The sequence below is a fragment of the Caballeronia sp. RCC_10 genome, assembly GCF_041360715.1.
Classification (GTDB): domain Bacteria; phylum Pseudomonadota; class Gammaproteobacteria; order Burkholderiales; family Burkholderiaceae; genus Caballeronia; species Caballeronia grimmiae.
This window is the reverse complement of sequence record NZ_JBFUPT010000007.1, coordinates 1-13,795: the sequence shown is the minus strand read 5'-3', so window position 1 is coordinate 13,795 and position 13,795 is coordinate 1. Positions and strand designations below refer to the sequence as shown.

The window sequence follows — 13,795 nt, the reverse complement described above, 5'->3', positions numbered from 1 at the left end:
AATCGTCTGCCAGGCCGCTGCCTGCCGCGCTGCCTTTGCCGGCTTCGCGCGGCGGCGCAGATCATCCGGCCAGATTGAAAATGGAATTCGGCCCCTTGGGCACGACACGCGCGGCCTCGACGCCAGCCGGCTCGGCGCGCCGGTCGCGCAGCACCGCCTCTGAACCTTCGCGGGCGCGTTGCTGGTCGACCAGGTCTTTCAGCGAGACGGAATCGAGGTACTCGACCATCTTCTGATTGAGCGTCGCCCACAGTTCGTGCGTCATGCAATGGCCGTCGTGCTGCTTCGTGCCTTCGCAAGTGCCCTTGCCGCCGCACTGGGTTGCGTCGATCGGCTCGTCGACCGCGATGATGATGTCGGCCACCGTGACGTTTTCCGCGCGGCGCGCGAGGTTGTACCCGCCACCCGGACCGCGCACCGATTCGACAATCTCATGGCGCCGCAGCTTGCCGAACAGTTGTTCGAGGTAGGAAAGCGAGATGCGCTGGCGCTGACTGATGCCTGCCAGCGTCACCGGGCCCTGCTCCTGGCGCAACGCCAGGTCGATCATCGCCGTGACGGCGAAACGGCCTTTCGTGGTGAGTCTCATAATTGGGGGCTAACGCTAATACTCGATGATTTTCGTCAAGTATAAATATCCCACAGTTTTAGTCAAGTATCCGGGGCGAAATATGTAGCGGTTTAAGGGGATTTTTTTGCGCGCTTTTCTGCGCCGTGCGGGCCGCCGCCGGTCACGCCATCAACTGGGCGCGAAGGGCCTTGAGCAAGCCGGCGCACGCGTCTTCACACTGATCCAGCACGCGCTCGAAGCCCTCGTCGCCGCCGAAATACGGATCGACGACGACGCGGCTGTCATCCAGTGTGGCGAACTCCATCAGCAGGCGGATCTTGTCCCGGTGCTCCGGCGGACAGACCGATGCGAGCGCCGAAGCGTTCGCGTCATCCATCACGATGAAAAGGTCGAAGCGCGCGAAATCTTCCGCCGCGACCTGACGCCCGCGCAGGCCCGACAAGTCGTAGCCCCGCTTCTTCGCCATGCGCTGGGCGCGCTCGTCCGGCGGCTGACCGATGTGCCAGTCTCCGGTGCCCGCCGAATCGATGATGATCCGGTCCGCGAGCCTCGCACGCCCGACCAGATCGCGCATAACCGCTTCCGCACTGGGCGACCGGCAGATGTTGCCGAGACAAACGAAGCAGACAGCGATCGAATTCATCGGGACGAGAACGTAAAGAACGATGGGAGCGGCGCGGTCGGATTATACAAAGTAGCGACAAAGCGCGCCGGGACGGCCGTTCGGCGGATCAGCGTTCGTCGCGGTGAATATCGTGAGTGACGAAACGCGCTTCGCCGTTCGGCATCTCCAGCCAGTCACGATGCGCGAGCGTGCGGCGGATATCGGTAAGTCCGCTCTCCCAGTGCTCGCGCATGGTCGACAGGCCAAATTGATAGTCTTTGTAATGGCCCTCGTATTCCTTCTGCCGGTAAATCAGGTGGATGACGTTGTACCGCTTCGAGCACGAAAGCTCGGCGGCGAGGCGGCACCACTCGTCGTTCTTGCGGACGTCCTCCGGCACGAGATCGAGCACATGCTGCAGCACGTTGCGGTATCGCTGCGCGCGCTGCATCTGATCCGTGACGAGGCGCGTGCGGCTCGAATACTGGACGTCCTTCACGCGGCCCATCACATCGACGATGCTGTCCGGAACCGGTCCGCGCGCGCTCCACAAGTCGACCTGAAAACCGAGCGTGTCGCGGCGCGGGGTCGCCTGCGCGATCTCGTAGAGCGGCGTGTTCGACATGAGGCCGCCGTCCCAGTAAAACTCGCCGTCGATCTCGACAGCCGCGAAACCGGGCGGCAGCGCGCCTGACGCCATGAAATGCTCGGCGCGCAGTTTCATCTGCGTGTTGTCGAAATAGGCGAAGTTGCCCGTGCCGACATTGACCGCGCCGACCGACACGCGCGTCTCGCCTGAATTGATGCGATCGAAGTCGCAGAGACGTTCGAGCGTGGCCTTGAGCGGCGTCGTGTCGTAGTAGCTCGCGGTTTGCGGCGAACCGGCGGCGAGCGGCGACGGCGGCGGGAAACGCGGCACGAAGAAGCCCTTTTGCCCTTCGACTAGCGCCCCGACCGCCTGCAGCGCCGTAAAGGCCTTACGGATCTCGTCGGGAGATTCGAACAAGGCGCGCTCCGCGAACGCGGGCAACGGGAATCCGAAGGCTGGCTGGCAGATGGTTTCCCAGAATTCCAGCAGACGCGTCGCGCGCTTCTCCGGCGCATTGCCCGCGATGATCGCCGTATTCAGCGCGCCGATCGAAATACCGGCGATCCAGTTCGGATGGATATTCGCCTCGTGCAGCCCTTGATAGACGCCCGCCTGATAGGCACCGAGCGCGCCGCCGCCCTGGAGCATCAGCGCGATGGTCTCGTAGGGCGGCAACGCGATGTGCTTGCCGGACGCGGCACCGGCGGAGGCTTCGGGCGCGGCTTCGTGCTCCGCGAGCGGTTCCATGTCTGCCATGACGCGTCGCTCCTTATTGCATGTGCCAGCCGTGGCTGACGACGAACGACTGCCCCGTCAGCGCCGCTGTTTCGAACGCGGACAGGAAGAGCACCGTCTGCGCGACGTCGTCGACCGTGGTGAACACGCCGTCCACCGTGCCGCCGAGCATCACGCGCCGAATCACTTCTTCCTCGCTGATGCCCAGTTCCTTCGCCTGCTCGGGAATCTGCTTGTCGACGAGCGGGGTGCGCACGAAGCCCGGGCAGACGACATGTGAACGGACATTGTGCTTCGCGCCCTCCTTCGCGAGCACGCGGGCGAGGCCCAGCAAACCGTGCTTCGCCGTCACGTAAGCCGATTTCAACGGCGACGCTTCGTGCGAATGCACCGATCCCATATAAATGACCACACCGCCGCGATCGTCCTTGTACATATGCCTGAGCGCGGCGCGCGTAGTGAGGAACGCGCCGTCGACGTGGATCGCCATCATCTTTTTCCAGTCGGCATAGGCGTAGCTCTCGATCGGATTGACGATCTGAATCCCCGCGTTCGACACGAGAATGTCCACCGAACCGAGTTCCGCCGCGACGCGGTCGATGCCGCTGTCGACGGCTTCCTCGTCGGTCACGTCCATCGCAATGCCGATCGCCTTGCCGCCTTTCGCACGAATTTCGGCGGCGACGGCGTCCGCGCCGGCCTGATTCAGATCGGCGATGGCCACCGCCGCGCCTGCATCGGCCAACGTGAAAGCGATCGCGCGGCCGATGCCGCTCGCCGCGCCCGTCACTACTGCCGTTTTGCCGTCGAGCTTACCGTTCTGTGACATGCGAATCTCCCTATCGGATGACTGAATGACAACATGCGATGCAAAGGGCCATCAAGCTGGCCGTTCGGCATAGGAACAATCGCGCAGAGTCTGCGACACCGCCTATGCCGTTCGGCCGACTGTTGCGCGCGGCCCGGACCGGCTATTGTGCATGAACGTCGTGATGCACCGCACCAGCGTATCAACCCGTAAGCCGCGGGCGTGTGCTCCGTTACAATCGACCGTTTAGCTTCTCTTATGCGCCATTCGCCATGCTCAGTTACCGCCACGCCTTTCATGCCGGCAATCACGCCGACGTGCTGAAGCACGCGATCGTCGTTCAGATGCTTCGCTATCTCGGGACGAAGGACAAGTCGTACTGGTACATCGACACCCATTCCGGCGCGGGCGTGTATGCCCTCACCGAAGGCTTTGCAGCGAAGAACGCCGAGTACGAAACCGGCATCGCGCGGCTTTGGGACCGCACGGACTTGCCGCCGCTGCTCGCAGATTTCGTCGACGAAGTGCGGGCGCTGAATCCGGAGGGCGGCTTGCGCTTCTACCCCGGCTCGCCTTATCTGGCCTGGCGCGCGATGCGCGAGCAGGACCGCATGCGGCTCTTCGAGTTGCATAGCACGGAAATCGACGTGCTGCGCCACAACTTCCGCGACGCGGGCCGCCGCGCCATGATTTATGAAGGCGACGGCTTCGACGGCATCAAGGCGCTTCTCCCACCGCCGCCGCGCCGGGCGCTGGTTCTGATCGATCCGTCTTACGAGGACAAGCGCGACTACGCACGCACACTGTCGTGCCTGGAGGAATCGCTGAAGCGGTTCGCGACGGGGACCTACGCGGTGTGGTATCCGCAAGTCGCGCGGATGGAATCGCAGCGGTTCGCGGAACAGTTGAAGGCGATTCAGCCGAGTGGATGGCTGCACGCCACACTGACCGTCAAGGCTGCGCCGGCCGATGGCTTCGGCCTGTTCGGCAGCGGCATGTTCATCCTGAACCCGCCGTACAAGCTGGCAAGCGAGCTAAAGGCCGCGCTGCCTTATCTCGTCGATGCGCTCGGGCAGGACGCGAGCGCATCGTTCAAGCTGGAGCATCGCGCGGACTGAGCGCAAGCGACTTCAGGGATACGTCCCGCGTTGTCGCCGGTAATGGCCTTGGCCGTTCGCCGGCGGCGCAGCGCTCTCGCCGCCATATTGGACGTAAGGCGAAACGACGATGGGCTGCTGCTCCTGTTGCGGCGGCCCGGGCAGCGTCGCCATCGGCACCATGCCGGGCGCACCGAGCGGCGCGCTTTGCAGGACGGTGCCGCTCACGCCGCTGTGAATGCCGGTCTGCGTGTCGAGCACGAGCGGTTCACCGCCGGGCTTGGCGACAACCCCTTGGGTGAAAGGAAGGCACACGGCTGCGAGAGCACAGATACGCAACGTCATTGTTTTGCGAATGAAGCCTGGCATCGCTTGCTCGATTGAATAGACGAAACGCTTTACCTTACCCCGCTGGCAAGCTTTACGCTAGGCGCTTCAATCCGCACGAGATCCGAAGGAGTATCGATGAAACCTACAAGCGCGCTACTTGCCGTCTTCACCGCCTTCTGCAACGCAACCGCCATCGCACAGACGGCAGTCCCGGCACACGGCGACATGCCGGGCATGCACGCGGAACAATCCGCAGCTAGCGACACCGACCTTCCTTCCACGGCGGCTTTTCAGGCAGCCGACCAGTCGATGATGTCAGCGATGTCCGATATCGAATACACGGACGACGCGGACCGCGATTTCGTCGCGCACATGATCCCGCATCATCGGGGCGCCGTGGCCATGGCGAAGATCGAACTGAAGTACGGGAAAGACGAGAAGCTGCGCAAGCTGGCGAAGGACATCATCGCGGCGCAGGACAAGGAGATCGCGTTCATGAATCAGTGGCTGGCCGCGCATCCGGCGAAGAAGTGAGATTCGCTCTGGCCGCGTACCGCGCCTGAAAAGACAAAAGCCCCGCAATGCGGGGCTTCTCGTTCAACTTCTGGCGCTTTTTCGCGCCGGGCGATTTCGCCTTAGAAGTTGTAGCCGTTGTTTTCGAGCGAACGGATGCGCTTTTCCAGCTGAACCACGTCCGACGATCCTGCGAGGTATTCTTCGCGGCGGCGTTGTTCGGCGGCTTCAAACCAGATGCTGAGTTTTTCGAGCAGGATTGCAAACATGATGTTTCTCCAAGGATTCTGTTGGTCCCTGGCGTTCGGGTCAGGGATACCCGCATTAGGGATAACCCGGATTATAGCGACACCCTCGGCGATGCGGTAGTGAAATGCATGCATCAAGTGCATTCTGTTTCGGAATGGTGCGCGGGTAACAACGCCGTAACCGCTTGACTCGAAACGATTAAGCTAATTGAACGCACCATGTCGGTGCGTCTATTGCGCCAATTTGTCCAAGATCGGGCAATCGGGCCGCCCGTCGCCGTGACAATTCCTCGCCAGATGTGCGAGTGTGTCGCGCATATCGGTCAGCTCCGCGATGCGCCGATCAAGCTCTGCGACGTGTTCCAGGGCGATCGCCTTCACTTCCGCACTTGCGCGAGACCGGTCTTGCCAAAGCGCCAGCAGTTTCCGGATGTCTTCCACGAGAAAGCCGAGCCTTCTCGCCTGTCGCACGAAACGCAGCGCATGCACTTCCTGCGGCCCGTACACGCGATACCCCGCCGACGTGCGTCCAACCGGATTGAGTAATCCAACGCTCTCGTAGTAACGAATCATCTTGGCCGTCACGCCCGACGCTCGCGCAGCCTCGCCGATGTTCATGGTCAACTCCCTGATCATCTATCGATTCGACTCTACACCCTCCCATCATGGCAAGGTATACGATGGGGGTATTCAAAGTCATTCAAAGAGGAAACCGACATGACGGAATTCCAGGTTCAGGGTATGAGTTGCCAGCACTGTGTTGCCGCGGTCACGCGCTCGATTCAGGAAATCGATCCACAAGCGCAGGTGCGCGTCGATCTCGATAAGGGCAAAGTCGCAGTCGACTCCACGCAATCCGAACAGGTACTGAAGGACGCCATCGACGATGCCGGGTACACGGTCGTCGGCGTCGCGTCGGCATGACGGGCGCGGAGCGCTTCACTGTCGCGCTGATCGGCGCGTCGGGACTGTTGGGGCGTGCGGTTGCCGTCGAACTGGCGCGGCACGCGAAGGACTGCCGCGTCGTGTGTACGGCGCATCGCCGTGCCGCTGCCGGCAGCGTGCCGCTGGATATTCGCGATCACGATGCCGTGCGCGCGTTCCTGCGCCGCGAGAAGCCGCAGGTGATCGTCGTCGCGGCGGCGGAGCGTCGGCCGGACGTGTGCGAGAACGATCCCGCGCTCGCTCGCGCATTGAACGTCGACGCGCTCGGCGCGATTGCCACCGAAGCGCGCGCGCTGGGCGCGTGGGTGCTGTCGATTTCGACCGATTATGTTTTCGACGGCACGTCCCCGCCGTATTCGCCCGATGACGCGCCCGCCCCGCTCAACGCCTACGGCCAAAGCAAGCTGGAAGGCGAAAACGCGCTGCTCGGCTGCGATCCGCACGCCTGCGTGCTGCGCTTGCCGCTGCTTTACGGGCCGGTCGTCGACTGGAGCGAATCCGCAGTGACGAGCCTCACGCCGGCGATCGTCGCATCGGTCGATCCGGCCAACGCGCCCGCTACGATGGACGCCTGGGCGACGCGCTATCCGACGTACACGCCCGATGTCGCGGTCGTGATTCGCGGGATGATCGAGCATCACGCGCGGGGCGCGACGATTTCCGGCATCACGCAATGGTCCGGCGACGAGCCGATGACGAAGTTCGATATCGCGGAACGCATCGCGCGGGCGCTGAAGGTCGACGCGAAACTCGTTGCGCAGCGCACGCCGGCCGATGCGACACCCCGACCGCGCGATTGCCATCTTGATTCGGCGCGGCTCGCGGCGCTCGGCATTGGCCAGCGCACGCCGTTCGATACGGCGATCGCACATGTGCTGGCCCGCTATCCGGCGCTGCCGCCGCATTGACGTTCAGTGGAAATCGCGGCTCGCGGCGGCGAGGCGGCCGAGCAGCGAAGTATGGTCTTCGAGCCGTTGCGCAACCAGATGCCGCACGTCGCCTTCGTTCTGCCAGACGCCGTGCACGCCGAGCAGCGATGACCCAAGCAATACCTTGCGCTGCTTTTCAACGAGCCCCGGCCAGACGATCACGTTGATCGCGCCCGTTTCGTCTTCGATCGAAACGAAGATCGTGCCGTTTGCCGTGCCCGGCCGCTGACGCACCGTCACGATGCCGCATGCGCGGACGATGCGCCCGCTTTTCAGTTCCGCCAGATCGGCGGCGGTTTTGAAGCGCAGGCGCGAGAGCTTCGTGCGCAGCAACGCCAGCGGATGGCGATTGAGCGTGAGCCCGAGACTCGCGTAGTCATCGACGATTTCGCGGCCTTCCGATGCCTGCGGCAACGCGAGCGGCGCTTCGGTCATCGGCGCATCGCGCAGCAGTTCCGGCGCACGCTGCTGCGCAGTGACGGCCCACCACGCCTGACGCCGATGTCCCGCAATGCTTGCGAGCGCATTGCCGGCGGCCAGCGCCTCGAGTTCGCGGCGGGACAGGGCCGCGCGCCGCGTGAGATCGTCCACATCGGCGAAAGGCGCTTCGGCGCGCGCGATCATGATCCGCTCGGCCGCCGCCTGCGGCAAACCCTTGATCAGTTGCAGACCGATTCGCACGCCCGGCCCATTGGCGCCGTATCGCTGCGCGGCCAACATGATGCGCGCTTTCAGCTTGCGCGCACCGCGCCGCATGGTTTTGCGGAACACCTGATCCGGCAGCGGCGTGCCATAGAACTGCTGCCGCCGCCGCTCTCTGCCGGGATCGAATACGACGCGCTCGCCGTTGCCGGGCGCCCTTTCCAGCACGGATTCCCAGTCGCTCAGCGAAACATCCGGCGCGAAGACCTCGACGCCGTGACGCCGCGCGTCCTGCACGAGCTGCGACGGCGAATAAAAGCCGAGCGGCTGGCTGTTCAGCAAGCCGGCAAGAAAAGCCGCGGGCTCGTAACGCTTGATCCACGCGCTGAAATAGACGAGCAGCGCGAAACTCGCCGAATGACTTTCCGGGAAACCATATTCGCCGAAACCCTCGATCTGCTTGCAGACGCGCGCCGCAAAGTCATGCTCGTAACCGCGCGCGAGCATCTTTTTCATCAGATCGGCCTGATATTCCTCGAGATGACTGCCGCGTCGCCAGGCGGCCATCGCGCGGCGCAGTTGATCGGCCTCTTCCGCCGAATAGCCCGCCGCGACCATCGCGAGCTTCATCACCTGCTCCTGAAAAATCGGCACGCCGAGCGTGCGGCCGAGCACGGGCCGCAGTTCTTCCTTGGGATAGTCCGCATCCTCCAGGCCCTGCTTGCGTCGCAAATACGGATGCACCATGCCGCCCTGAATCGGGCCGGGCCGCACGATCGCCACTTCGATCACGAGGTCGTAGTATGTCTGGGGCCGCAAGCGCGGCAGCATGCTCTGCTGCGCCCGCGATTCGATCTGAAACACGCCGATGGTGTCCGCGCGGCAACACATTTCGTACACCGCCCTGTCTTCGCGGCGAATGTGCGTAATGCCGAAATTCGGGACGCCGCGCCGCAGCGCGACGAATTCGAGCGCGCGCCGGATCGCCGACAGCATGCCCAGCGCGAGCACATCCACTTTCAGGAGCTTGAGCTGGTCGATGTCGTCCTTGTCCCACTGGATCACGCAGCGGTCTTTCATTGCGGCGTTTTCGATCGGCACGAGCCGCGACAGCCTTTCGCGCGCAATTACGAAACCGCCGACGTGCTGCGACAAGTGGCGCGGAAATCCGCGCAGTTCGCGCGTCAGGCGGATGAGATGCCGCGTGATGTGCGAGTCCTCACTAAAACCCGCCTCCTTGAGATAACCGGCCACCGCCGACGGCCCGTCCCACCACTGCTGCGACTTGCCGATGCGCTCGATCAGCGATGCATCGAGCCCGAGCGCCTTGCCGACATCTTTCAGCGCGCTTCTCGTGTGATACGTCGTGACCGACGCCGCCAGCGACGCGCGATGCCGCCCGTACTTCTGATAGATGTACTGGATGACTTCCTCGCGTCGCTGATGCTCGAAATCAACGTCGATATCGGGCGGCTCGTTGCGCGCCCGCGAGATGAAACGCTCGACCAGGAGGCCCATCCGGACCGGATCGAGTTCGGTGATGAAAAGACAGAAGCAGATGATGGAATTCGCTGCCGAGCCGCGTCCCTGGCAGAGGATTCCCTTGCTGCGCGCGAACGCGACGATGTCGTAGACCGTCAGGAAATACTTCTCGTATTTCAGTTCGGCGACGAGTTCCAGTTCTCTGTCGATCTGGCCGATGGTGCCGGCGTCGAATCCGTCCGGCCAGCGCTGCTTCGCGCCCTCGATGACCTTCTTGCGGAGATAACTGGCGGGCGTCTCGCCGCGCGGCACCAGTTCCTCGGGATATTCGTACTCGAGCTCGTCGAGCCGGAATGTGCAGCGGGCGGCCACTTTTAGCGTTTCCGCGATCGCCGCCTTTGGATACAGCGCGCCGATACGCAAGCGCGTGCGTAGATGCCGCTCCGCGTTCGCTTCGAGCGCATACCCGCACTCGCCGAGCGGACGGCCGAGGCGAATGGCGGTCAGCGTGTCCTGCAACGGCTTGCGCGATCGCGCGTGCATCAGCGCGCCGCTTGCCGCGACGAGCGGCAGACCGCTCGCCTCGGAAATCACGCGGCATGAGGCGAGGCGCTCGTCGTCGCTGCCGTCTTGCCACAACTCCAGGGCAAGCCACGCCCGCCCCGCTGCAAAACCGGCGAGCCAGTGCGCGCGGTCGAGCGTGTCGGCGAGCGTTGCCGAGCGTTGCGGCACGAGAATCAGCAGGCAGTTGGGCAGATGCTTCAGGTGCGCGATATCGCCGCGCAAATCGGTGAGATCCGTGGCGTCGGACGACGCGGCGGGATCGGTGAAGTCTTCCGGGCCCAGCCGATAGCGGCCTTTCGGTGAACGCGAACGCGCCAGCGAAATCAGTTCCGACAGATTGCCGTAGCCTTCGCGGTTCGTCGCGAGCGCGATGAGCGTGCAGAACGGCTGCCCGTCGGCATCCGTCAGATGCAGTTCAGTGCCGATGATGAGCTTCAACGTCGGCTTGTCGGGTAGCGGCTGGCCGGCAAGCCGCGCGGCCTCGATGGCCGCTTTCGCCTTCGCCTCGATGTCCTTGATCGCACCATGCGCGCGGACGACGCCCGCGAGCGAACATTCGTCGGTGATGGCGAGCGCGGTATAACCGTGCTCGAGCGCGGCGAGCGCCAGCTCTTGCGGGTGCGACGCGCCGCGCAGGAACGAAAAGTTGCTCAGGCAATGCAATTCGGCGTAACCGGGCAAAAGCGCCGACGCGGACACCGCGCCCGACGAACCGCTGCCTTCGCCGCTCAGGCCGATGATGTCGTTCAGATCGTCCATGAGCGCGTCATCCGAAAAATCCGTGCAGGAACCAGGCGCCGCTCAATCGCTCGCGATAGAGCCAGAACATGCGGCCGCGATCGTCCGAAGCGACGTAATAATCGCGCTGAACACCGTTGCCGTCCCACCATCCCGCCTCGATGCGCTCCGTGCGGCTGATCAGCTTCAGCGGACGGCGGTAGAACGGACGCTCGTTGCGCAGTTTCAGCGGCTGCGGCGTCTCCAGAATCCAGGACGGTCGCGGCTGCGAAGGCACGGCCAGGTCGGGCAGTTCGAGCCGCTCGCCCGGTTCCATGTCCGCCGCTTCCATTTCCTGCTCTTCGTCGGGAGCCGCTTCGGCAGGCGCCTCCTTCGGCTTTTTGCCGCCCTTCGGCCGGGCATCGCGCGCGACCTGATAGGGCTCGACCGTCATCGCCACCTCCGGCCGATGATCCTCCCGCTCGACCAGTTGCACGACGTTTTCGGCGCCCAGCCGCGCGCTCAGGCGTTCGAGCAGTTTCGCCATCGATTCGTTATCGGAAGCCGGCATCGGAAACAACGTATCGGACGGCGGCGTGTGCTCGCTGACCTTGTCGGCAAGCAGCTTCATCTCGATGACCGGCGCGATGAGCGTCGTCTGATTCAGCTTTTCGCGCAGCAGCCAGAGGATGTGGTCGGCATCGCGCGTCGGCACGGCCCAGGCAATCTGGAGCGTCGAGGTCTTCGGCGCGTTGCGCGCAGCCAGTTCGTGTTCGAGCAGCAGCGCAAACCCGCTGACTGCGGCATGATGCGCACTCAGCCAACCGGCCAGTTGCAGCACGAGCCGGCGCGCCGCGAACAGCAAGGCCTCGGCACTATCGACGCGCGCCTGTAATTCGAGCCGCGCTTCGAACGATGCCGGCGCGCAGAACGCCTCGCGAGGATCAGGGGCCTGCCCGTACGCCTGTGCGAGCCACTGCAGGATGCCTTGTCCGAACCGGCGCGCCACGCCTTGGCGCGGCAGGTGGCGCAGATCGGCAAGCGTCGAGCAGCCGATCTGTTCAAACACGTTGCCGTGCGATTCCGCCGACGGAACGAGCGATACCGGCAAGGCATCGAGAACGCGCACGAGCGTCGTCTCTTTCACGATTCGCACGCGACGCGTCACCCGACGCGTACGCGCGTGCGCGAGCAACCACGCGCCCCACGCGGTTGGCGCGCAACCCAGGCGCGAGGTGAATCCGCAGCCCTTCACTGTGGACGCCACCTTCAATAGCAGCGTGCGCAGCCCGCCAAACAGCCGCGTGCTTCCACTGACTTCCAGCAGCACCGTATTGGCGTGCGCAAGCACGACCTTCGGCGTAAATGCGAGCAAGGCCAGCGCGACGGCTTCGAGCGCGCGCTGCTCCTCGCTGATATCGACTGCAAGCAGCGTCAGGCGCGGCGCCAGCGCGAACGCGTGCGAGCGTGTGCTGCCGGGCCGCACGCCAAGCCGAAACGCGATGAGATCGGGCAGCAGAATGCGCGCGTGATCGGCAAGCGCAAAGCAAGGCTCGTCGATGGCGTCTGCCGCGTGGTCATTGCCCGTCGGCCTCGCTCCAGGCGAAATCGAACTCGCCGATGCGGATGGCATCGATGGCGGCCTGACTGCTTCGAGCGATAAAAGCGGCAATGTCACCGCTATCCACAACATGATTGACCTCTCGTACTTTCCTTTGCTGGCTCGCGCGTCGCAGATGCTCGGGCAACGCAGGCAACTGCAACGGCAGGCGCAGCTGCAATGGCTTTCCCAGCAGCGGACCACGCCGCTTGATGATGTCGATTTCCAGCATGACGGCCTGCATCCATTCGCGGCGGTTCATCGTCTGCGCGGCAGGCGGCAGTATCGGCTTGCAAACCATGCGCAGTGGCGCGGCGGAAGATTGCTTCGCGGCATTGAGCGGGCGGAACAAAAACGCCAGCGATTGGGACTCCTGGGCCGCCACCTGCAGCCGGCGCAAGGCTTCAGGACGCGCCTTGGGCAGCCAGATCAACACCGCGCCGATGCCCTCCTGCTTCAGCGACTGCTCCGCGGCCCAAAGCACCTGTTCATCGGCCGCTCTGACCCAGACCAGCTTGTTCGTTGCGATGTGCATTGCCCGGAAGGCAGCGAAATTGGGCATCCACGGCGGCGCGACGAATACGACGGATCGGCTTTGAGTGGTCGTCAGCTCTCGAAGCGAGCGTGCAAGCAGTCTGATTTCACCGACGCCGCTCTCTTCGATCAGCACCTCGGTAACGGTGCCGGGCAGCCAACCTGCGCCAGGCAAAACGCGATCGAGCAAGCGATAACCGCTCGAGACAACGTTTGGATGCGACGTGCTGAACTGCTCGCCTTGCCAAAGCTGCTGCTGCAGGCGGGCAGTCAGTTCGAAATCGAGCAATGAAAGTGCGGCACCCATGAGTTCCCGTTCGAAATTGGACGGGGCCGCTCATGCGTGACACGTGACGGCCTCTAGCTATACTGTATATTTATACAGTATTTTTGAGGCGAATGGTAACTGCGAAGGGGCTGGTAGGAGCGAAGTCTAGGAGCGCGAGCGATGAAGGGGAACCGATATCGCGTAAATTGCGCCCCAACGCAAAAACCCCACCTTTGTGGGGTGGGGTTTTTGTTTGCGGCATGAGGAGCCTGACGATTACCTACTTTCACACGGGCAATCCGCACTATCATCGGCGTGGAGTCGTTTCACGGTCCTGTTCGGGATGGGAAGGGGTGGTACCGACTCGCTATGGTCATCAGGCATGACTTGTTGTTGCGCGCCTTTTGGGGCGGACAACCAATCTGGGAAGAAGCAGTAATGAATTCGGGTGGTGACTGTGGCACAGTCGCTTACTCAACCAGTGGTGCATCCCCTGCGGGGATCGGACCAGAGTAAGTGCTGAAGCACTAACTCTGGTCGAGACACACTGGTTATAGGATCAAGCCTTACGGGCAATTAGTATCAGTTAGCTCAATGCATTACTGCACTTACACACCTG

General features: G+C 63.4%; 14 protein-coding genes and 1 rRNA gene. 4 read left to right on the top strand and 11 right to left on the bottom strand.

Annotated elements, in window-relative coordinates; all coding sequences use genetic code 11:
- Positions 1–61: 61 nt before the first annotated feature.
- The 4 genes from iscR to AB6804_RS14710 all read right to left on the bottom strand — a co-directional run bounded on the left by iscR (position 62) and on the right by AB6804_RS14710 (position 3,328).
- Complete coding sequence (gene iscR / locus AB6804_RS14725; RefSeq protein WP_035969242.1) at positions 62–589, bottom strand: Fe-S cluster assembly transcriptional regulator IscR; 528 nt, start codon at positions 587–589, stop codon at positions 62–64.
- A 142-nt stretch (positions 590–731) separates the two neighbouring features.
- Positions 732–1,214 carry a low molecular weight protein-tyrosine-phosphatase gene (locus tag AB6804_RS14720; RefSeq protein ID WP_370887063.1) on the bottom strand — a complete coding sequence of 161 codons (483 nt, stop codon included), beginning with the start codon at positions 1,212–1,214 and terminating at the stop codon, positions 732–734.
- Between the two features lie 88 nt (positions 1,215–1,302).
- Entirely contained in the window at positions 1,303–2,520 is a 1,218-nt protein-coding gene (locus AB6804_RS14715; protein WP_370887062.1) for a DUF3734 domain-containing protein, read from the bottom strand.
- Between the two features lie 13 nt (positions 2,521–2,533).
- Positions 2,534–3,328, bottom strand: a complete 795-nt coding sequence (locus AB6804_RS14710; RefSeq protein WP_370887061.1) for a 3-hydroxybutyrate dehydrogenase — start codon at positions 3,326–3,328, stop codon at positions 2,534–2,536.
- A gap of 251 nt (positions 3,329–3,579) precedes the next feature.
- Here AB6804_RS14710 and AB6804_RS14705 point away from each other — a divergent pair, with 251 nt between their 5' ends.
- Positions 3,580–4,425, top strand: coding sequence for a 23S rRNA (adenine(2030)-N(6))-methyltransferase RlmJ (locus AB6804_RS14705; RefSeq protein ID WP_370887060.1), 846 nt, complete (start codon positions 3,580–3,582; stop codon positions 4,423–4,425).
- 12 nt (positions 4,426–4,437) lie between these two features.
- Here AB6804_RS14705 and AB6804_RS14700 read toward each other — a convergent pair whose 3' ends face one another.
- Positions 4,438–4,773: a hypothetical protein gene (locus tag AB6804_RS14700; protein WP_370887059.1), complete on the bottom strand. Its 336-nt coding sequence runs from the start codon at positions 4,771–4,773 to the stop codon at positions 4,438–4,440.
- 96 nt (positions 4,774–4,869) lie between these two features.
- Between AB6804_RS14700 and AB6804_RS14695 the strand changes: the two genes are divergently transcribed.
- Positions 4,870–5,268 carry a DUF305 domain-containing protein gene (locus AB6804_RS14695; RefSeq protein WP_370887058.1) on the top strand — a complete coding sequence of 133 codons (399 nt, stop codon included), beginning with the start codon at positions 4,870–4,872 and terminating at the stop codon, positions 5,266–5,268.
- Positions 5,269–5,369: 101 nt separating this feature from the next.
- On the opposite strand, the gene AB6804_RS14690 is transcribed toward AB6804_RS14695, so the two are convergent.
- Complete coding sequence (locus tag AB6804_RS14690) at positions 5,370–5,516, bottom strand: DUF3563 family protein (protein WP_370887057.1); 147 nt, start codon at positions 5,514–5,516, stop codon at positions 5,370–5,372.
- Positions 5,517–5,726: 210 nt separating this feature from the next.
- Positions 5,727–6,113, bottom strand: a complete 387-nt coding sequence (cueR, locus tag AB6804_RS14685; RefSeq protein WP_370887056.1) for a Cu(I)-responsive transcriptional regulator — start codon at positions 6,111–6,113, stop codon at positions 5,727–5,729.
- Between the two features lie 99 nt (positions 6,114–6,212).
- On the opposite strand from cueR, the gene AB6804_RS14680 reads away from it, so the two are divergent.
- Positions 6,213–6,419 (top strand): heavy-metal-associated domain-containing protein, encoded by a 207-nt coding sequence (locus AB6804_RS14680; protein ID WP_370887055.1) that lies wholly within the window; start codon positions 6,213–6,215, stop codon positions 6,417–6,419.
- Positions 6,416–7,348 carry a dTDP-4-dehydrorhamnose reductase family protein gene (locus AB6804_RS14675; RefSeq protein ID WP_370887054.1) on the top strand — a complete coding sequence of 311 codons (933 nt, stop codon included), beginning with the start codon at positions 6,416–6,418 and terminating at the stop codon, positions 7,346–7,348. The genes AB6804_RS14680 and AB6804_RS14675 overlap by 4 nt, the downstream gene beginning before the upstream one ends.
- Positions 7,349–7,351: 3 nt before the next feature.
- Here AB6804_RS14675 and AB6804_RS14670 read toward each other — a convergent pair whose 3' ends face one another.
- The 4 genes from AB6804_RS14670 to rrf all read right to left on the bottom strand — a co-directional run bounded on the left by AB6804_RS14670 (position 7,352) and on the right by rrf (position 13,557).
- Entirely contained in the window at positions 7,352–10,816 is a 3,465-nt protein-coding gene (locus AB6804_RS14670) for an error-prone DNA polymerase (RefSeq protein WP_370887053.1), read from the bottom strand.
- Positions 10,817–10,823: 7 nt separating this feature from the next.
- Complete coding sequence (locus AB6804_RS14665) at positions 10,824–12,407, bottom strand: DNA polymerase Y family protein (RefSeq protein WP_370887052.1); 1,584 nt, start codon at positions 12,405–12,407, stop codon at positions 10,824–10,826.
- On the bottom strand, positions 12,352–13,215 hold the full coding sequence (imuA, locus tag AB6804_RS14660; protein WP_370887051.1) for a translesion DNA synthesis-associated protein ImuA: 864 nt from the start codon (positions 13,213–13,215) through the stop codon (positions 12,352–12,354). The genes AB6804_RS14665 and imuA overlap by 56 nt, the downstream gene beginning before the upstream one ends.
- A 228-nt stretch (positions 13,216–13,443) precedes the next feature.
- Positions 13,444–13,557: ribosomal RNA gene (gene rrf / locus AB6804_RS14655) — 5S ribosomal RNA — on the bottom strand.
- Between the last annotated feature and the right edge of the window lie 238 nt (positions 13,558–13,795).